Origin of the sequence: Cuspidothrix issatschenkoi CHARLIE-1, assembly GCF_002934005.1 — a bacterium.
In the GTDB taxonomy this organism is placed as follows: domain Bacteria; phylum Cyanobacteriota; class Cyanobacteriia; order Cyanobacteriales; family Nostocaceae; genus Cuspidothrix; species Cuspidothrix issatschenkoi.
Genome location: NZ_PGEM01000150.1, coordinates 1 through 20,187, shown reverse-complemented (window position 1 = coordinate 20,187; position 20,187 = coordinate 1). Strand labels below are relative to the sequence as shown.

At 38.0% G+C, this 20,187-nt stretch carries 15 protein-coding genes and 1 pseudogene; 6 read left to right on the top strand and 10 right to left on the bottom strand.

Annotated features, from left to right (window positions below; genetic code table 11):
- The 4 genes and pseudogenes from CUN59_RS17900 to CUN59_RS17885 all read right to left on the bottom strand — a co-directional run.
- Positions 1–400, bottom strand: a pseudogene (locus CUN59_RS17900) (ATP-binding protein); the annotation flags it as partial.
- A gap of 219 nt (positions 401–619) precedes the next feature.
- Complete coding sequence (locus tag CUN59_RS17895) at positions 620–1,087, bottom strand: tetratricopeptide repeat protein (RefSeq protein ID WP_104389124.1); 468 nt, start codon at positions 1,085–1,087, stop codon at positions 620–622.
- A 4-nt stretch (positions 1,088–1,091) separates the two neighbouring features.
- Positions 1,092–2,033: a homogentisate phytyltransferase gene (locus CUN59_RS17890; RefSeq protein WP_104389123.1), complete on the bottom strand. Its 942-nt coding sequence runs from the start codon at positions 2,031–2,033 to the stop codon at positions 1,092–1,094.
- 20 nt (positions 2,034–2,053) lie between these two features.
- On the bottom strand, positions 2,054–2,896 hold the full coding sequence (locus tag CUN59_RS17885; RefSeq protein WP_104389122.1) for a methyltransferase domain-containing protein: 843 nt from the start codon (positions 2,894–2,896) through the stop codon (positions 2,054–2,056).
- Between the two features lie 177 nt (positions 2,897–3,073).
- On the opposite strand from CUN59_RS17885, the gene CUN59_RS17880 reads away from it, so the two are divergent.
- Positions 3,074–4,429 (top strand): TrkH family potassium uptake protein, encoded by a 1,356-nt coding sequence (locus CUN59_RS17880; protein ID WP_104389121.1) that lies wholly within the window; start codon positions 3,074–3,076, stop codon positions 4,427–4,429.
- A gap of 120 nt (positions 4,430–4,549) precedes the next feature.
- Here CUN59_RS17880 and CUN59_RS17875 read toward each other — a convergent pair whose 3' ends face one another.
- A complete protein-coding gene (locus CUN59_RS17875; RefSeq protein ID WP_104389120.1) occupies positions 4,550–5,761 on the bottom strand; it encodes an HhoA/HhoB/HtrA family serine endopeptidase in 1,212 nt (403 codons plus the stop codon).
- Between the two features lie 351 nt (positions 5,762–6,112).
- Between CUN59_RS17875 and CUN59_RS17870 the strand changes: the two genes are divergently transcribed.
- The gene (locus CUN59_RS17870) at positions 6,113–6,502 is read left to right on the top strand and encodes a metal-sensing transcriptional repressor (protein ID WP_104389119.1); all 390 of its coding nucleotides are present in this window, start codon (positions 6,113–6,115) and stop codon (positions 6,500–6,502) included.
- Between the two features lie 57 nt (positions 6,503–6,559).
- Here the strand turns inward: CUN59_RS17870 and CUN59_RS17865 are convergent, their stop codons facing one another.
- From CUN59_RS17865 to CUN59_RS17845, 5 genes are all read right to left on the bottom strand, one after another.
- A complete protein-coding gene (locus tag CUN59_RS17865; protein WP_104389118.1) occupies positions 6,560–7,444 on the bottom strand; it encodes a ParA family protein in 885 nt (294 codons plus the stop codon).
- 114 nt (positions 7,445–7,558) lie between these two features.
- Positions 7,559–10,207 carry a DNA translocase FtsK gene (locus CUN59_RS17860; RefSeq protein WP_104389117.1) on the bottom strand — a complete coding sequence of 883 codons (2,649 nt, stop codon included), beginning with the start codon at positions 10,205–10,207 and terminating at the stop codon, positions 7,559–7,561.
- Positions 10,208–10,238: 31 nt separating this feature from the next.
- Entirely contained in the window at positions 10,239–12,347 is a 2,109-nt protein-coding gene (locus CUN59_RS17855; protein ID WP_104389116.1) for an ATP-binding protein, read from the bottom strand.
- Positions 12,348–12,405: 58 nt separating this feature from the next.
- A complete protein-coding gene (locus tag CUN59_RS17850; RefSeq protein ID WP_104389115.1) occupies positions 12,406–13,260 on the bottom strand; it encodes a transcription factor RcaD in 855 nt (284 codons plus the stop codon).
- A 152-nt stretch (positions 13,261–13,412) separates the two neighbouring features.
- Positions 13,413–14,735, bottom strand: a complete 1,323-nt coding sequence (locus CUN59_RS17845; RefSeq protein ID WP_104389114.1) for a dihydroorotase — start codon at positions 14,733–14,735, stop codon at positions 13,413–13,415.
- Positions 14,736–15,286: 551 nt separating this feature from the next.
- Here CUN59_RS17845 and lepB point away from each other — a divergent pair.
- The 4 genes from lepB (at position 15,287) to CUN59_RS17825 (ending at position 19,936) form a co-directional block, all read left to right on the top strand.
- Entirely contained in the window at positions 15,287–15,943 is a 657-nt protein-coding gene (lepB, locus tag CUN59_RS17840; RefSeq protein ID WP_104389113.1) for a signal peptidase I, read from the top strand.
- An 84-nt stretch (positions 15,944–16,027) separates the two neighbouring features.
- Positions 16,028–16,825, top strand: coding sequence for an MOSC domain-containing protein (locus tag CUN59_RS17835; protein WP_104389112.1), 798 nt, complete (start codon positions 16,028–16,030; stop codon positions 16,823–16,825).
- A 177-nt stretch (positions 16,826–17,002) separates the two neighbouring features.
- Complete coding sequence (gene ldpA, locus CUN59_RS17830; RefSeq protein WP_104389111.1) at positions 17,003–18,127, top strand: circadian clock protein LdpA; 1,125 nt, start codon at positions 17,003–17,005, stop codon at positions 18,125–18,127.
- Between the two features lie 75 nt (positions 18,128–18,202).
- On the top strand, positions 18,203–19,936 hold the full coding sequence (locus tag CUN59_RS17825) for a R3H domain-containing nucleic acid-binding protein (RefSeq protein WP_104389110.1): 1,734 nt from the start codon (positions 18,203–18,205) through the stop codon (positions 19,934–19,936).
- Positions 19,937–20,187: the final 251 nt, after the last annotated feature.

Here is a 20,187-nt window from a genome sequence, read left to right as displayed (position 1 = left end):
GATTTATAGCTTTTGCCCAATTTTGTAAAAAAGCCTTAATTCTGCTTCCTGGTTCTTCTTGTTGCCATTCTTTTACAGGTGGTTGCAATTCTTTAGGTAAGCGGATATTTATTGTATTATACCAAGTTCCTAAGATTGCTAATTCTGCGGCGGTAGGGTCATGATTAAATGCACTTCCTACTTCTACTGATACCATGACTGCGGCATAATTTCCTGTATCAGTAAGTTGTTTTGCTAGGGATAACATGGCGGTGGTTTTCCCTGTTTGTCGTGGTGCATGAAGGACAAAATAACTACGTTGTTGAATTAGCTCCTCTAAATCTGGTAATCTGACTGTGGGAGATAGCATATAGTGGATATCTTCTTTACAAGGACCTGCAATATTAAACCAGCGAGTCATGATTGATTTTATTATTGAGTGAACTCTTTTAAGTTTACACATTTTTTATGCTCCCGATATATGGGAATGCGGAAAAATGATGATTTGGTATTCTTAAAAGGTTCACTGGTTGGGGGTGTGGTATGATTAAGGGTAGTTGATCAGACTATGATTTCCACGGTTTCGGTAATCAGCAAGTTAATCGTTACACATTTCGGTTATTTTAAGTTTACCTACTTATCAGACATTTTTAGCTGTCATTTTATCTAGTAAAAGAGCGACTTTTTTCGCCCTTTCTGGTTGACGCTGTTTTTGCAATAATTCTTTTGCTTGTATGAGATTAGCTTTTGCTTCCGTTTCCTGTTGTTCCTGCATGAGAATATTTGCTAAACGTAAATAAGCATCAGGATTTTTAGGACTGCTATCAATTACTTCACAAAATAATGCTTTAGCTTCGGTAATTTGGCCTTTCTGATTTAAAATATCTCCTAATAACAACCGTACCATATCATTAGTACAGTTAATAGCAATAACTTTGCGTAAAACTATTTCAGCATTATCATAATCCTTAGCTTGATAAAAATTAATGCCTTTCTGAAATAAATTAGAAGTGATCAATGTTTTGATACTCAAGTATCCGAGAATAGCCAAACCAAATATAACTATAGAAATGGCGATAATATTGGCAGTGGGAAATGTTTCTAACATGATTTTAAGCTAATAAACAGGAAACGGGAAAAAGTAGATATTCGAGAAAGAATAATTTCCAGATAAATTGATAGAAATTAGTAATGGCTTGTTTATCTTGTAAATTGACTCCTGTACCTTGCCACCAGAGGACAATGATAATTAATGTATGGGTAATGACCACAAAAATGGTGTTAATTTTAGCCAGTTGCAATAATGCTACTAAAATCATCCCTCCATAACAAATTGTTAATACCCAAAGTGCGAGATTAAATACTTTTTGTTGTCCGAGTTGTATTGTCAATGTTGTAATGTTGTAAGTGCGATCGCCTTCTAGATCAGGAATATCTTTGAAAATAGCGATCGCAAATGTAAATACCAAAATAAATACTGTTAAAACCCATACTACATTGGGTATACCTTGGCTCCTTTGCAAAACAGAGCTAAAATGCAAAAATAATCCTAAATTAACAATTGTTCCCCGCACGGAAAAAATACATAAAGCTGCCCAAAAAGGATATTGTTTTAACCGAATTGGTGGTAAAGAATAAGCTGTACCAATAACTAAACTCAGGGCTACCATTCCCAATAAATATGGGCCAGTTAACCAGGCTAAAACCAAAGCAACAATACCAGTAATAATAACAATTAATTGCCCTTGTCCTCTGGTAAATTCTCCTGATGCTAATGGTAGATGAGGTTTATTGATTTTATCAATATCAATATCTTCGACTTGGTTCAAACCAACAATATAGATATTGCCACATAAACAAGCAATCCATGTTGCTAAAATTTGACCAAGGTGGGAAATAGAAAACCCGCTAGATGTGACACCTAGAGTAATTAAATATAACCCGAAAATACTCAAACTTGTGCCGATAATTGTATGGGGACGGGAAAACCTCCAAAAAGCAGAAAACCAACTGCTAGAAGAAATAGGAGAATTTTGTTGATAAAACTGATTCATTTTTTTTGCTGTTCCCTGGTCTATTTTGTCCCGCACAATAATCCAAAGCGAATTAATCCGCTTTGATAACCTCGACGCATTAAACCTAAAGATAATGCCCCTTGAATTGTACTCCAACCAGCCATTAATAAACCGATAAATGCTTGAGGTGTAAAGGCAGAGTCAATGACAACATTCCAAAAAGGTGCAACTGCGGTTGACCAGTCGGCAGTACGAATATTATTTAATGGTAATTGCCAAGCGATCGCTTCATACTCCGCCAAAGAAATAACATAAGGTAAACAATAGACTCGGTAAATATCTTCTAAATGCTTTTGCTCATCTGCTGTGAGTTGTGACTTGTCCGTTGGCCGATGGCACCATGTAACCATAATTAAAGTCCCACCTGGCTTTAGGACTCGATAACATTCTTGTAAAAATTTAGTTTTATCTGGCATATGTTCACCGCTTTCCAGTGACCACACCAAATCAAAAGAATTATCCTCAAAGGGCATTTCCTGGGCATTAGCAACCATGAATCTAGTCTTTTGACTCAAATTCATAGCCAAAGACCTTTCTGTGGCTCTAGCCGCTTGTACAGGACTCAATGTAATTCCTGTGGCATTTGCCCCAAATTTATCAGCTAGGTATAAAGAACTACCACCTATACCACAGCCAACATCAAGGATATTTTCCGCACTCTTAACATTTGCCCACTTGAGTAATTCTTCAATTAAATCAATTTGTGCCTGACGGCGTTCTTTGACCTGTTTACCATCTACACCATAATATCCATGGTGCATATGTTCTCCCCAAATTTGTTCCCACAAACTGGAAGAAGCATCGTAAAATTCCTGAATTTGTTTGTAAAGTATTTGACTCATTAAGTTGTTAATAATAAAGATGACAAGAAAACGAAAAAAAACTTATTGATATGCTACCATCTATGTTTTTAATTAGATAGGGATATTTTTTTACGCCAGGTAATAACCTATTAATTCTACCTTGGGAATATATAAAAATAGCCTAATTGCAGAAAATTTCTTCATTTTTAATTACTTATGACTGTTGCTCGGACAATTTGTTTGGGATTTATAGCTGTCATTCTCTTGGGAGCAATTCTTTTGACGATGCCTTTCTCTACCGGGAATGGTGATTGGAATGACCCCATTGTGGCACTATTTACTTCAACTTCTGCGGTTTGTGTCACAGGATTAGCCGTAGTAGATACTGGTACTCAATTTTCCTTTTTAGGTCAATTATTTATTGCCCTATTGGCACAAATTGGTGGTTTAGGTTACATGACAACTACCACCTTTTTAATGTTATTAATTGGTAGAAAGTTTGATTTGCGACAAAAAGTAGCAATTCAACAAGCTTTAGACCGTCCAGGTATGAGTGGTAGTACCCAAATTATCCGTTCTATTATTGCCACGACCTTATTATTTGAACTCACGGGAGTATTTTTATTAATGTTAGCCTTTGTTCCCGAAAAAGGTTGGCAAGAAGGAACGTGGTTAGCAATTTTTCACAGTGTTAGTGCTTGGAATAATGCTGGATTTAGTCTATTTAAAGACAATTTAATGAGTTACCAATCTTCTCCATTAGTTATTATCACAATTGGCTGTTTAATCATCTTTGGTGGTATTGGTTATCAGGTGATTTTGGATATATATTTATGGTTGAGAGATGGCTTTATTTATCAAAGTAATCGGATCATTAAAAAGCCGAGTTATTTAATGTTTTCTCTAGATTTTAAAGTTGCCACTAGCACAACTTTAATATTATTATTGGTAGGAACAGTTGCTCTTTTCTTAATAGAAATTAGAAATGATAGTACCCTTGGACAATTAGGTTTATTTGATCAAATATTAGCAGCTTGGTTTCAGTCAGTTAGTACCAGAACTGCTGGTTTTAACAGTATTGACATTGGTAAAATGACTAATGCAGGATTATTCATTATGATTGCTTTCATGTTTATTGGTGCAAGTCCTGGAGGTACAGGGGGAGGAATTAAAACCACAACTTTACGAGTGCTGACCAGTTCTACAAAAGCTATTTTACAAGGGAAAGAAGAGGTACTATTATATAATCGCAAAATTGCCGTATCCTTGATTTTAAAAGCCGTGGGTGTGGTCTTTGGTTCACTAGCTACGGTGATTGTTGCCACAGTTTTAATTAGTCTTACCGACCCGGAATTGGCCTTTATTCAAATCCTATTTGAAGTAGTATCGGCATTTGGTACAGTAGGACTTTCCACAGGTATTACTGGAACTGTTTCTACCGCCGCCAAATTAATTTTAATTCTGACTATGTACATTGGTCGCGTCGGTATTTTATTATTAATGTCATCCATATTAGGTGATCCTCGTCCTAGCAGAGTTCACTATCCCGAAGAAAATCTCCTTGTTGGATAATTATCAATTGAGAGGATGTTTGAAAACCTTTTCCTGTGCTATGTAACACTTGATAGATGCCCCTAAATCCCCCAAACTTGGGGGACTTTTCTTACTACTAGCTAGGTGGTTACAAACTAACTAGGAAATATCTTTCAATTCAGCAGTGCGAACTGAAAGCATTTGTGTTTGATTACCTCTTTGTACCTTGACTTGCAATACTTGCCCCAGGTTGCTATCTTCTACTACCCGTTGTAACTGTTCCGCGCTAGTAATTGGTTTATTGTCAATTTGCACAATCACATCCCCGCGACGGATACCCGCAGTGGCAGCCGGTGAATTAGGTACAACTCGCATTACTAAAACTCCTTTAACTTCGGGAATTTCAAACATGGAGTTAGGATCATTGTTATTTTGTTTGGCTAATTCTGGTGTTAGTGTCACCATTTGCACCCCTAAATAGGGGTGAGCAACTTTACCATCTCGTTGTAATTGAGTAGCGATCGCTTTTGCTTTATCAATAGGAATGGCAAATCCAATTCCCATCGCATCGGCGCGAATTGCCGTATTAATGCCAATTACTTCTCCTAAACCATTTAATAACGGGCCACCGGAGTTACCGGGGTTAATAGCTGCATCAGTTTGAATGAAATCTAACCGTTTATCGCTAATGCCAACTTGAGCGCTGGAACGTTTGAGAGTGCTGACAATTCCCAAAGTTACAGTATTATCAAATCCTAATGGATTACCGACAGCGATCGCCCAATCACCCACCTGCACATTACTAGAAGAACCTAAAGGGGCAACAGGTAAATCCTTACCAGCATTAATCTTGACAACAGCCAAATCTGTAACTTCATCAATGCCTTTCACCTTACCTTCAAAAGTGCGGCCATCTTTGAGACGAACTGTAACTTTATCAGCTTGATCAACTACGTGAGCATTAGTGAGAATTACACCACTTTTGTCTAGAATAAAACCGGATCCTAAACCCCGTAACTGTTCAGTGGGAGACTGTTGGGGAAAGCTATCACCAAAAAACCGCCGGAAAAAAGGATCTTCCATCATCGGATCATTGCGGCGAGAAACTGTTCTTTCTGTATCAATTCTTACTACTGCCGAACCTACACGATTTACCGCCGTTGTTACAAAACTATGACTACCAATAGCATTCGTAGCAGGAGATGACTTTTCAAGAACTCTTGCTGATGGTTCAGTGACAGGATTTGGCCCCGGTTCTGCTGCTGAAGGTAACACCCTGAGAGAAGTGACAGTTAACATCACTCCCATAAAAATCGCTAAAACATGGGTACTAATTTGTTTGATAGACCGGGATAATTTGGAAAATCGCATAATCACAACCTAATCTACAAAGCCTAATTTTTGTGGTTTTTTGATAAATGTATCTTAGATGTCAACGTTAACAAGACCTACGCAGGTGTCACACAAAAAATCTGTTGTAGGGTACGTCAGATATCAACAATCCGTTGATTTGCAGGATTTATGCAGTCTGACGTGGTTGGTGAGCTTACTGAACCACACCCTACCAATATGCCAGTTGCGTAAGTCCTATTTTTTTGATCTTAACGAATTTTTCCTAAAATTTGGGCATTTAGTCATCAGTCGCTAAAAACTCGCAATATTAAAAATTCCGATCTCTCTAGGCTAAAATATTAATTAATGCCAAAATGCCAAAACCTACTCATGAATGCAGCCAACCCAGTCATCAACGAACCCCTGAATAGATCGGAATCAGCAGCACATACACACAATCACAACCATACAGATCATTCCCATGATCATGTTGATTCTGTTCATCCTCATGTTCACAGCGAAGAGTCCTTAAAGCGAATTATTAACCGACTTTCCAGGATAGAAGGACACGTTCGCGGTATCAAAGCAATGGTACAGCAAAATACCCCCTGTCCTGATGTCTTATTACAAATTGCCGCTGTCCGTGGAGCATTAGATAAAGTAGCACGGATCGTATTAGATGAGCATTTAACTGAGTGTATTGGTAGAGCCGCCCAAGAAGGTAACATTGATCTAGAAATTACCCAGTTAAAAGCTGCTTTAGATCGGTTTTTACCTTAGAAGATGTTTGAAAAGTGAGGGAGCTTTTTACACCTATTCAACTTTTCAAACACCTGGTTACAATTTCTTCAATAATTCCTGAGTTAATTGCATAAATGCCTTAGAACCGGCTGTATTTGGACTGAGTAAAGATACAGGCATAAAACTATCTACAGCTTTGGCAACATTAACATCCACAGGGATTTGAGCTTTACAAATTTTATCTACCCCAAAATCTTCCACAACTCGGTGCATCACCTGTTTATAATATCTCCCATTGAGTAAGTTATTACTGTACATACTAAAGACAATTCCCAACATTTTAATATCTATTTTGGCTTCATGTTCATGACTTTCTTTTAATTGGGAAATCCGTCTTTCTAAAAGTTGGATTCCTACTATAGATAAGGGTTCTGGTTTAGCAGGAAGAATGTAAAAATCACTAGTAGCTAAAGCACTGCGAGTCATGAGATTATAACCGGGAGCGCAATCTAACAGAATAAAATCATATTCATCCTTCACAGGGTTTAAAATATCTCTAATTAACACCCTTTCAAAACGATTCCAAATATTTTCAAAATCCTGTTCACCTAATGCTAGCGATTGATTATGCAGCATTTCTGAAACTACAAATTCATCATATAAATCTATATCTCCCGGTAATAAATGTAATCCAGGCAGATTACAAATCTCAGATTGAATAATATCCTGAATTGTAAATTTTGCCTCTGGTTCGGGATTAATAATTTGATCTAACAAATATCTCAGCGTCTTTCTTTGTTTACGACGTTTAGCAAAGTCCACAGGTGACATTAAACTCAGTGTGGCACTAATTTGACTATCTAAATCTAAAACTAAGACTTTTTTTCCGTAATTTTTCGCTAAACAAGTAGCTATGTTGACTGTAATGGTGGTTTTACCAACTCCACCCTTCATATTTGCGGTTGCAATTACATATCCCATGTTAATTCCTCTACTGACGCTTTCCCAATGATGTCGCGTTCATATTATCTAATAAATTTTAACTTTGGTTATGTTACTTAGATCCCCGACTTCTCTAAGAAGTCGGGGATCTTTTTAAGATAGTTTAATACTTTGTGCTAATAAACTCTGAAGGCGTTGTAGATGTGAACCAACTTGGTAAACTAAATCACCTTTCCCTAATAAATAAGCTGCTGTTATTTCTTTTCCACCCAGAATAATAGATGAATCTGCTTGACTTGAGGTACGCAGGGCGACTCGTCCAGGTAGGTTAGAACGGATAATTGGGGTAACAATACTCGCTTCTGGACGTTGTGTGGAAATGATCAAATGAATGCCGGCGGCTCTTGCCATTGCGCCTAAACGTTTGATACTTTGTTCTAATATGGTGCGAGTTTCTTTTTCTGCCATAAAATCGGCGTATTCATCAAATATACAGACAATACGCGGTAAAATTTGGGAGGAACGTTGATTATAAACTGTTAAATCTGCACATTTAGCTTTTTCAAATTTTTGATAGCGAGATTCCATCTGTGCAACTAGTTCCTGCATTAATTCTACAGCGCGATCGCTATCTTTGACAACTGGTGCATATAACCATGACATTTGTTCAAATTCGGGAAATGTTACCCGCTTGGGGTCAACTAAGGCAATTTTGAGATGTTGCGGAGAATGACGATAGATTAAACTGAGAAGTAAGGATCTCAAAAACTCACTTTTTCCGCTGCCTGTTGTTCCTCCCACCAAAAAATGACAGGTATTTGGATCTGATAAATCAGCCTCTAACAATTTACCATCAATACCCACTCCAATAGCAATTTTTACGGGTGCTGTTGGGGGTAAAAATTGCTTTTGAATAAAATCTTCAAATTTAGCAATTTGTCTATCTTGCCGGGGTAAATCAACACTTACATAACCAGCTTGAGGTGCAATTAAAGGGGGATTTTCTAACCCCAATTGTACTTGTAAATCTGCGGATAATTTCAAAATTGAAGGAACTTTCACACCTAAATGTGGTTTGATCTTCACCCGAATAAATGCCGGACTTACATCAGCGCCATAATAATCTACATTAACCTTAAAAGATTCTAGAACTGTCACTAAAAATGCGCCAATTTCATCAGCATTAATAGTTGGTAAAATCTCCCCCCTTTCTAAGGGGGGTTGGGTGGGATCAGATTCCACATTTGTAACTAAGGATTCCTCTGTTTTATCAGCAGTAATAGTTGACGTAGTTATCAACCGATCACATACATCTATCATTTTCTCTAGACATTGACTCAGAGTAGCACTAGAATTAAAAAAAGTTTGACATTTTTGTTGTTGGGGGCAAATTTCACATAAATAAGGTTCAGTCGTCGCTGGTGGTGGGTTAGGATTTGGAGATTCCCAACTTAACCAGTTTTGCATTTGTAATAATTTATAGGGAATTAATTGATGAACCGTATTTTCTAACTGTTCCCAAGAATATTTGTATTCTTTAAATTCTGGTAAAACACAATAAACAGCAGAATCAACAGGTGCTTTTTTCTGCTTCCATAACATATAACTATAGAGAGAGACTTGCGCTAATTGTGCTGCTAAATCTACAGGTTGATAGGTTTTAAACTCAACCATACAAAGGCGTTTAAGTTCAAAATTAAAAACCAGACAATCAAACTCACCTCTAATTAATTGTTTTGTCCCATTAGGTAAATCAAAGTAATATTCTAAATGGTGTTCTCCAGAAATAAAAGTATTCTGAATAACCGTTTCCGCACTACAATAATGACGATTAATTACTAACAATTCAGTAAACTTTTTAATTAATCCTCGTAAACCTTGCCAAACTTGTAGTAATACAGGTGGTTTACTCGCGTCTTTTGCAATTACATCTTGTAAATAGGGAAAGAACCTAATTTGATAGAATAATTGTTGAATTTCTAAGGTAATTACATCTACCTTTAATTGTGTTGCAGATGGATTGAATAAACTTTTAAATCTGGGTTCAATCAGCAGTAAATTAATCAAATCATCCGCTAATTTGTGGAAAACATTACCAACACCCCCAAGGGTATCTTTAGGAGAGAATATTGCTTTACAATTAAAATGGTGATTTAGATAAAATAGTCGGGGACATTCAAAAGCTAATCTAACTTTAGTGGGAGTTAAAGAAGAGTTTTCAGATTTATTATTTACCATATTAAATATACGACTGATAACATCAGGATTGGATATTTCCAGTAAGCGACGATGAACAGCAGCTAAATAAACAGTATCCATAGCTGCATAGTTTAACTGTTTTTGAGTCAGGGGACGTTTTCCCCAATCACTGCTTCCTTCTTCTGCGTCTACATGAGAAAATTGACAGAGTTCAGCAGCTAGAGTTTTTAGTTTTAAGTTGGTAGTTTGTAAAACTTCTTTGGTGATTTTTCTCGCTATTTTGAAAGTACAAGTCACATTTTGAGCTACTTCCTTCCCTAAATATTTTAAATCAAAACCAGCATTATGAAAAACTTTCTCAATTTGGGAATTAACCATAATTTGGTTGATAAAATATGCAGCCAAATCAGGTTTATCTAAAACATCAAAAATGTAAGCAGATTCACCAGTTAAATCTGTATAATCAGCCAATACCTGAATTAGTGCTAATTTTGGTTTATCGGTATACGAATCAGCGATTTCCGTATCTATCCATAGGGTTTTAGATAGGGACAGTTGGAAAATTTGCTGGTAAATTTCAGAAGATTCTATCAGGTAGTGCATTGGCTGATGATCTTATAAAAAACAAGTGAATTTAAACAATTAAACAAATTAATTGATCTGGTAATTTAGCTTTTGGGTTCATAATCTTAACTTTCTTTTCTTGGCATAATAGATCAATTAAATGTTGAATATCAGTTTCTTTCACATCAGGAAATTGGCTAACTACTTGTGAAATTAAAGTAGGTACTCCCATATAACTTTGAGTTTTGACTAGATTTAATAAGAAATCTTTAACAGGTCTTAAATCTTTTTTACCGTTTCTATTTGTAGTTGGTGGTTTCTCTGTTTTGGAAACAATACCTAAATCCTGCAATAAAGTACATTTATGTAAAATCTCAGCTTCATTAATTAAAGTTTCTAGTCTTCGTAAATTAATCGTTTTTCCACCAATTACTAACTCTTGAGATTTGACAGAATTTACCAAACTTTGATATGTTGCCAAGTAGTGAATAGAAGACAGACTTGGTTTAATATGAACATGATTAGTATTGGTAAAAATCTGTCTATAGAGTTGATTTCCAGCCAGATTTGGTTTTCCTAAATCTCCAGCACGAATTAAGTGCATAGTTTGACAAAGATTTTTTTGAATTACTGTTTGACAAGCATTCATTACATGATAAAAACTATTCATATTTGAATCTTCTGTCCAAAGTATACCTAATTTTTGCCGATTTGTGGGATGTTGATAACTCAAGGAATAACTAGCATACTTTCCGCTTAAAAGTTTAGACTTAACTCCCTGTATTTTTAAAGTAGATATAGATTGCTGCAACATCTGAATTAAATCAGGTGATGATAACAAAGAAATCTTGGTAATTTTCCCCTGGCTTTTTGTATATTCGTGCTGCCATAATAATTCAAATTCTGCTTGAATTGTATCTTGATTATCTTGAGATCGTGGTGGAACAACGATTATAGGTTTAGGAACAGTTTTTTCATTGGATGTTGTTACCTTTATTTGTATTGTAACTGTTTCGGGCTTTGGTTTTTCATCTAATAATGAACCTTTATATTTTTGATATTCTTCACGACCTAAAACTAATGTATTTCTAGGCATAGTTTTACCACCGGGGGAGGTTTTATCCAACATTCCCCGATTTAGGGGAAAAATAGGAGATTCAGGTCTAGGATTTGCTAGTTGATGTAATGGCTGAAGTTGATAAGCCCAAAGTGCTTCCGCCTGTTCTATAGTAATAGGTTTTAACTGAATTGTTTTATGTATTCCGGCTTTATCTGCTGGGAGAATTTGATCAAAATGCCGTTTTAATGTGTTTGTAATAATGCTAATTATCACCAAGAAATTTTTTAAATTATCCCCGTGAATTGTGGTGTTGACATTAAAAAAAGGTTGTATGTCCAGAAAACCTTCTGGTAACTGGGGCATAGTATCTAAATTGTCAAAACATAAAACAATCGGTTGGGTTTGTGTGGAAATTCTGCCAAAGTTTGCTAAGATATTCTTAGCAGCATCTTCTGTATTAATGCAAGTTTTGACCTTGATTTCTTTCATGGAATCTTCATTTAAATCATCGCCACGCAGCCATTCACAAGCTAAATCATATAATTCTGGATTTGCGAGATCATGTAGCACTCCAAAAAACATATCAGGGTTATAAATACCTGCCTTTTTATAACTATCCTTGAGGTGTTTGATGAATTTTTGCCGATTACTTTGTAATGCTTCCCAAAAATTATCATTAAATATTCGTTGCTTGATATCACTTCTTGTAAATGCGGTTAAACTTTTCAACCACAACATTAACTGTGATTCTTTTTCACCTTCAGGAACTTGAATTAAACTATCAACAGTATGACGTAAAATATGCCGCCAGATATTACTACTATCAGCCCAATTACAGAGAATATAGGCGAAAAAGGCTTTCCGGTTAAGAGTGCGTTTGAGCCGACCTAATAAATAACTTTTACCAGAACCAGACTCACCAGCTAATAAAGCTGTACGACTACGATGATCTTTACCTACTAAATCAAGTAAACCTTCAATTTCTATGATTGCGTTTTTATGAATTGACTCAACCATGAGTTTTGAATCTTGTTCTTCAGCCCAAAAATTAGTGGGCTTCAAATTGATCACGTCAAAAGGGTTGACCTCGCGTTTAATAATGTCTTTAATGTCTGTCATAGATATGGGTGAGTGAGAGGAGGAAGTGATGAAAAAATGAAAAATATTGGAAAACCTGTTAATTAACTATGAGAAAAAACAGTTGTCCACCAATATTTTGAGGAATTCCCGCATCAATTTGTTCTGGTGTATAAGCACTGACTTCTTGTAGGGTACTAAAATCAATTTTGTCACTTTTTTGCAACCTATACAACGCCTGATCTAAATCATCTCGTAATAAAGGCGGTTGTAACTTTTGCCGTAAATGGAAAATTGGTAAATAATTCTCTGTACCCAATTCCCGATCTAATTTCTTGATAGTCTCTAAAATTTCTTCATCACTAATATTGCTATTAATATCAGAATATGATGCCACATTATCAGAAACTAAAGTAGAAACTTGTTCTGACTTAATCCGCAAATTCTTCCGTAAAAACTGCACATAATTACCCAGCAAACTAAAGTCTATATTTGCTTTTCCTTCGGGAATATATTCATCTCGCAAAAACTCAATTCCTCTTTCCGTTAACCAAACTTCAGCCTTAACCCTTTTCATCTTGATTTCAATAGCAATCAAACCCCGTTCACCCAAGGTTTTTAAGATTACATCTCGTTCATCTGATTTTAGTGCTGAAACTTTGATTTCACTGGGGGCAATTTTTCCAGAACTCTTACCTATTTTCTCTAGTACCTTCAATTCTTTATCATCAGTAGGTAATTGTGCAGAGTCGAGTTTTAATAGTGCTTGACCAGGAGGTAAAATCTTGACTGTGGCAATTTCGCGGGAATAGTCTACATATTCGAGTTCCCCCAAATCTCGACAGATTTTGTTTTTCTCACTTTTAAAACTATCAAAACTGCTAGAACTCAAGCCAGTACGATAATTGGGAAATCCCAACAGCTTTAATAGGAACTTTACCTGTTTAGTTTCCATAGAAGTAGTCTTGCTGTATTTCACACCTAAATAGGTTGGGTTTTCTCAACCCAACATTTGTTGTATTTTGTTGGGTATGGCTTTGCCACGCTTTGCAGACGTGAACACTTCCTTATACCCAACTTTTTTTATCAACTAAATACTCGCCTAAATTATGACACAAAAGTTAAAGCTTGTCCGCGAACTTGAGTATTTACCTGTCCTTTGTCATAAACAACCTCACCCCCAACAATTGTTGTCACAGGCCAACCCGTTAAACTCCAACCTTCAAAGGGACTCCAACGACTCTTAGTTAACAGTTCTTCCCGCTTAACTGGATGATAATTTTTTAAATCTACCAATACTAAATCAGCATCATAACCGGGGGTAATTTCCCCCTTATTGGCGATACCATAGGCTACAGCCACAGCTTTAGACATCCATTGTACAACTTGGGCAACCGTACATTTACCATCCATAGCTGCCGTTAACATCATAGGTAGGGAAGTTTCCACACCCGGCATTCCTGAAGGGGTATTAGGGTAAGTTTGGGCTTTTTCTGCCAAAGTGTGGGGGGCGTGGTCAGTAGCAATGAAATCAATGATACCATCCCGTAAGGCTTGCCAAAGAACTTCATTATCATGGGGCGATCGCAAAGGTGGATTCATCTGTGCTAAAGTCCCAATAGTTTCATAAGCATCAGTATTTAACATCAAATGTTGGGGTGTAACTTCCGCCGTCACCCAACTCGGTTTATCCTGCCGTAATAACTCCGCCTCATCCGCCGTCGAAAGATGTAAAATATGCAATCGGCGTTGATATTTTTTAGAAAGTTTTAAAGCCAACTGAGTAGCCAACAAAGCCGCTTGATTATCTTGAATTTGGGAATGAACCGCCGGATCTGTAATACCCGCAAACTCCTGACGACGTTCATTAATTCGCGCCTGGTCTTCCGCATGAACCGCAATTAAACGCTTACCTCGGGCAAAAATCGCCTCTAGTGCCTCCTCCTGGTTCACCAATAACTGTCCGTGCATAGACCCCATAAAAACCTTAATTCCTGGAGTCGGCTGGGCAGACAGCAAATCTGGTAAATTTTCCGTCGTTGCCCCAATAAAAAAGCCATAATTAACTACGCACTTTTGACTAGCCCGTTGTAACTTATCATCTAGGGCAGATTGGGTAGTAGTTAAGGGTCTAGTATTGGGCATTTCCAGAAAAGAAGTCACCCCCCCCTTAGCACAAGCACAACTAGCAGTAAATAAATCCTCCTTATGTTCTAAACCTGGTTCACGGAAATGTACTTGGGGATCAATCACACCAGGCAACAAAGTTAAACCTTGTGCGTCAATTTCCTTAACAGGTGTAGCAGTGGTAATTTCTCTACCTACTTGGGTGATGTATCTACCCTCGGTTAAAACATCTCCAATCATTGACTCACCATTAGGTAAAATGATTTCAGCCTGGCGAATCAGTAAACTTTGTGGAGTAGACATGAATTTCAGATTTTTTAGTGTATTAAGAACTATTCCTATAGTAAACACGGTTGGGACATGAATTTTTGCAAGATTACGAAAAACCCAGATGTGTAGGTCAGGACTTACGCAAAATACCTCGAAAGTAGGGGTAATACCCTTCAGTCCTATAGATTAGACATAGGAGTGAAAATTATCATAGGGACAATTCACGAATTGTCCCTACAAGGGTTTAGTGGTTATGCACAACAGCTTACCGCTTGATGACTAATGATTAAGCCTTTAAGTTAAACTTAACTTGGAGCTAAAAATCAGCAATTTAGGTTTTGTGTTACAAAAGATTAATCCGTTGTTCTGCAAACGAGGATAAATTCTGCAATTTATTTACTTACCATTTGCTTGATATCGTTAAGATTAATGTATCAAGTCTCTCAAACCAAGTTGAATAGCAGTCACGCTGGCAAAAATCAACCTTCCATGGCAAAGTGATCCACAGCTTATCCCGGATTGATTTGCAAATTTAGGTTTTCCCTGAACAATACCCATCTTTTTCACATTACTTTACTAATTTCATGCAAAATCAAGCGTCTGACAAAAACTCTCGCCAAGAACCTGATAACTCCTGGATCGTAGAGCTAACTAAAACGATGATCTTGAGTATCTTTCTCGCTCTAGGAATTCGTACCTTTGTCGCTGAAGCTCGCTGGATTCCAACTGGATCTATGGAACCAACTCTACATGGAGTTAAAGACCAGTGGCGAGCAGACAAAATTATTGTTGATAAAGTCAAATATAGATTTGCTAACCCTGAACGGGGTGATATCATCGTATTTATACCCCCAATAGAAATACAGAATAATCCTGAAAAGGAAGCATATATTAAAAGAATAATTGGTTTACCTGGGGAAAAAGCAGAAATTATAGAAGGCAAAGTATATATTAACGGGAAGCCTTTACAGGAAGGAGTCTATCTTTCTCCTTCTACACTGACTTCCGTGGAAGCTTGTAACAGTAATGGAGATCAATCTCCTTTTTTGGCCAAACCTGAGGTTATTCCCTCCAATTCCTACTTAGTTTTAGGTGATAATCGTCCTAACAGTTATGACGGACGTTGTTGGGGTGTTGTACCTCGTGATAACATTATTGGTCGGGCTATAGTTCGTTTCTGGCCACTAAATAAAATTGGCTCAATTGACAAATCTCCGGCTTATCCATCTGGACAACCATAATAAACTAGGGGCGAACGACCGTTCGCCCGTACAAGAGTCAGGAGCAAAAAGAATAACGAATTTGTCCCCTATTTTTTAACTGCTATGACTCAAGTGCAAACCGCCTATTTAGCCAAAATTTTTATTTATCCAGTCAAGTCGCTAGATGCTGTAGAAGTGGAAAATGCCACTATTACTGATAGTGGCTCACTCCGGTATGACCGTGAGTTTGCATTGGTGGACGCACAAAATCGGTTTGTAAACGGTAAACGTTATCCTCAACTCCATTTATTACGTTCAACATTTTCTTTGGCAAAAAGACTAATCAAGGTGAAATTTCCTGGTGAAAATTCAGAACAGGTTTTTCATTTAGATGAAGAACGCCCAGCATTAGCCGCAGCTTTAAGCAATTTTATGGGTTTTCCTGTGCAATTACAGCAAAATACCAATATGGGTTTTCCTGATGATACAGATTCACCAGGGGCAACCATAATTAGTACCCATACTTTAACAGAGGTTGTATCCTGGTTTCCCAGTATTAATATTGATGAAATGCGGCGGCGAATGCGTGCCAATATTGAAATTGATGGTGTCCCAGCTTTTTGGGAAGATCGGTTATTTGCGGCTGGTGGCGAAACAGTAGCGTTTAAAATTGCAGATGTACAGTTTTTGGGTATTAATCCTTGTCAGCGTTGTATAGTCCCGACGCGAGATTCTTACTCAGGGGAAGTTTACCCAAACTTTCAGAAAATATTTAGGCAAAAACGCCAAGCAACTCTACCAAATTATGTAAATACAACGCAATTTAATCATTTTTATAGATTGGCTGTGAATACAAGAGTGCCAATTTCCGAGGTGGGGAAAAAAATTATCATTGGTAGTAGTATGGAAATATGCCAGTAAAAAAGAGGACTTACACGAAACAGAACGAAAGTAGGGGTAATTCATGAATTACCCCTACCCAAGAATTAGGTTTTCATTTACATCTTGCGTAAGTCCTAAAAAAGTTAATGATAAAAAAACCTAAATTTTCTTGATCACAGGCTGCAATTTTCAGTTGAATAAAAGCATAATGGAAATGTGACTGATTTATTAGCCCCTTTACAATCCCTAAAACACGGTAACTGGTTCAAATTGATCTGCGGAGCTAGTTTCCAACATCTTCCTGCGGTCAGAAATCTCACATTAGCCTATACTTTGGCTGGTGCTGATTGTATAGATGTCGCCGCCGATCCGGCGGTAATTGTCGCTACCCAAGAAGCTTTATTAGTAGCCCAGCGTTTAGCGAGGGATGCCCAGGAGCGAGGCTTTGCCTTTACAGGTGATTTGCCTTTGCTGATGGTCAGTCTCAACGATGGTGAAGATCCCCATTTTAGAAAAGCCGATTTTAATACACAAGAGTGTCCTAGTGATTGTCCTAGACCGTGTGAAAAAATTTGTCCAGCCCAAGCTATTTTATTTAACAATACCAAAGATGAATTTTCAGGAGTAATTAGAGAAAAATGTTATGGCTGTGGTCGTTGTTTGTCGATTTGCCCCTATGGTATAATTTATACAAATTCCTATGTATCTACTCCAGGCGCAATTGCCCCATTAATCATGTCAAAGGGAATAGATGCGATAGAAATTCATACTCAAGTCGGGCCCTTGGCAGAATTTCAGCGATTATGGCAAGCAATAGCACCCTGGGCAGATCAATTAAAACTCCTAGCCATCAGTTGTAACGATGGAGAAGGGCTAATTGATTACCTACAAGCAATTTATGATTTAATTGTCCCTCGTCCCCAATTTTTAATTTGGCAAACGGACGGCCGTTCTATGAGTGGTGATATTGGTGATGGTACAACCATAGCTACTATCAAATTAGGACAAAAAGTTTTGGCAGCAAACCTAGCGGGATATGTGCAGTTAGCAGGTGGTACTAATAGCTACACTGTTCCTAAGTTACAGGCGATGGGACTATTAAACGATTTTGGATTAGAAAATAACAATCCCAAAATCCAAAATCCAAAATCCAAAATTGCCGGCGTTGCCTATGGTAGTTACGCCCGTGTATTGCTGTCACCCATGCTTGACCAGTTGGAAAATAAGGAGGTGGTTAATACTGATAGTCAAGGCAACATCCGCCTGGAAGAAAAGCCTGAATTACTCTGGCAAGCCGTAGCGCTTGCCCATAGTCTTGTTTCCCAGATCAAATCCCAGTGATAGCTATGCTGTCTTTAGGGATCACGCTCATAGCTCCAACCTTATCTCTAAAAACGTCAGTCACCAATAGAAAGCATGACGATTACAGAAGATCTCCAAAAGTTGTTAGACATTTTGCCCCAAGACCTACAACAGAAACTAGAGAATCATCCGAAACGAGATAATTTAGTTGAGGTAGTCTTGGATTTAGGCCGTCGTCCAGAAGCTCGGTTTCCCCATACGGCGGAGTATCTGAGCGAAACACCTGTTACTCAAGCACAGATAGATGATTGCATTCAACGAGTTGGTAGTTTTGGGGGGGATAATCGGGCAGGAATTGAGCAAACTCTGCATCGCATCAGTGCCATCCGCAACCGTACTGGTAAAATTATTGGCTTAACTTGTCGTGTGGGCAGGGCGGTATTTGGGACAATTGGCATGATCCGCGATTTGGTGGAAACTGGTCAATCAATTCTCATGCTCGGTCGTCCTGGTGTGGGTAAAACCACGGCGTTAAGAGAAATTGCCCGTGTCTTAGCCGATGATTTAAATAAACGGGTAGTGATTATTGATACTTCCAACGAGATTGCGGGAGATGGCGATATTGCTCATCCTGCCATTGGTCGTGCTAGACGGATGCAAGTATCCAAACCAGAGTTACAACATCAAGTCATGATTGAGGCTGTGGAAAACCATATGCCAGAAGTGATTGTCATTGATGAAATTGGGACAGAACTGGAAGCTTTAGCCGCCCGGACAATTGCCGAAAGGGGGGTGCAATTGGTGGGAACTGCCCACGGTAATCAGATTGAAAACCTGATTAAAAATCCTACTTTGTCTGATTTGGTTGGCGGTATTCAAGCTGTGACGTTGGGAGATGATGAAGCTAGACGGCGGGGTTCGCAAAAGACGGTTTTGGAACGCAAAGCCCCGCCGACTTTTGAGATTGCTGTGGAAATGCTGGAACGGCAACGCTGGGTAGTTCATGAATGTGTGGCGGATACGGTTGATACTTTGTTACGGGGTCGTCAACCTAACCCACAAACAAGAACGGTGGATGAAAATGGCAAGGTGGGCATTACTAGACAGTTGGCTGTGGTTAATGGTGGTAATGGACATCTGGCTAATGTTGAAGAATCTTTCCTAGCTGCTAAACCTAATGGTTGGCGTTCGTCTGGACAAATGGTGGCTTTACCACCTTTATCTTTAGATAGGGAAAGACCAACCGGACTCAGTGAATTCGACCGTTTGTTAGATGAGTCTTTCAATTACTCAGACAGTATTGATTTTGGCGGTCGCAAACAAGCCGGTCCCAATGGGGAAGATTTGCCATTGCACATTTACCCCTATGGGGTCAGTCGTCACCAACTAGAACAGGTGATTAATGTGTTAACTTTGCCAGTTATATTGACAAAGGATTTAGATAGTGCTGATGCTATTTTGGCTTTGCGATCGCATATCAAGAATCATGCTAAGTTAAGACAAATGGCTAAAGCTCGTCATTTACCCATTCATGTGATCAAGTCTAGTACAATTCCCCAAATTACTCGCAGTTTACGCCGATTACTGAATATTGATGATCCAGATATTGGCGATGACCGTGAATTACAATTGTTATTACACAACGGTAGTGATGATGAAATGGACGCTTTAGAGGAAGCTCGACTTGCTGTAGAGCAAATTGTCATTCCTAAAGGTCAACCTGTGGAGTTATTACCCCGTTCTTCCCAAGTGCGGAAAATGCAGCATGAGTTGGTAGAACATTATCGCCTCAAGTCCGATAGTTTTGGCGAGGAACCAAATCGGCGGTTAAGAATTTACCCGGCGTAGGTTGTTGATCATTTTCCCCTGAAAGAATTTAGGACTTACGCACTATACAAATTAACCATGATATGGATGAAGGATATTTGGTCGTTTCAGGCTTTTGGTGATTAACTTCCGATCAATAGCGAACTGCTTGCACCAGCACTTCGCTATTCCTCAAAAATCATCAAACAATCACGTAAAAATGCCCGAAATCCATACCTCATATTTGGTTGATCCTGTCAACGCGTAAGTTCTAACCCACATTCCGCACTTCA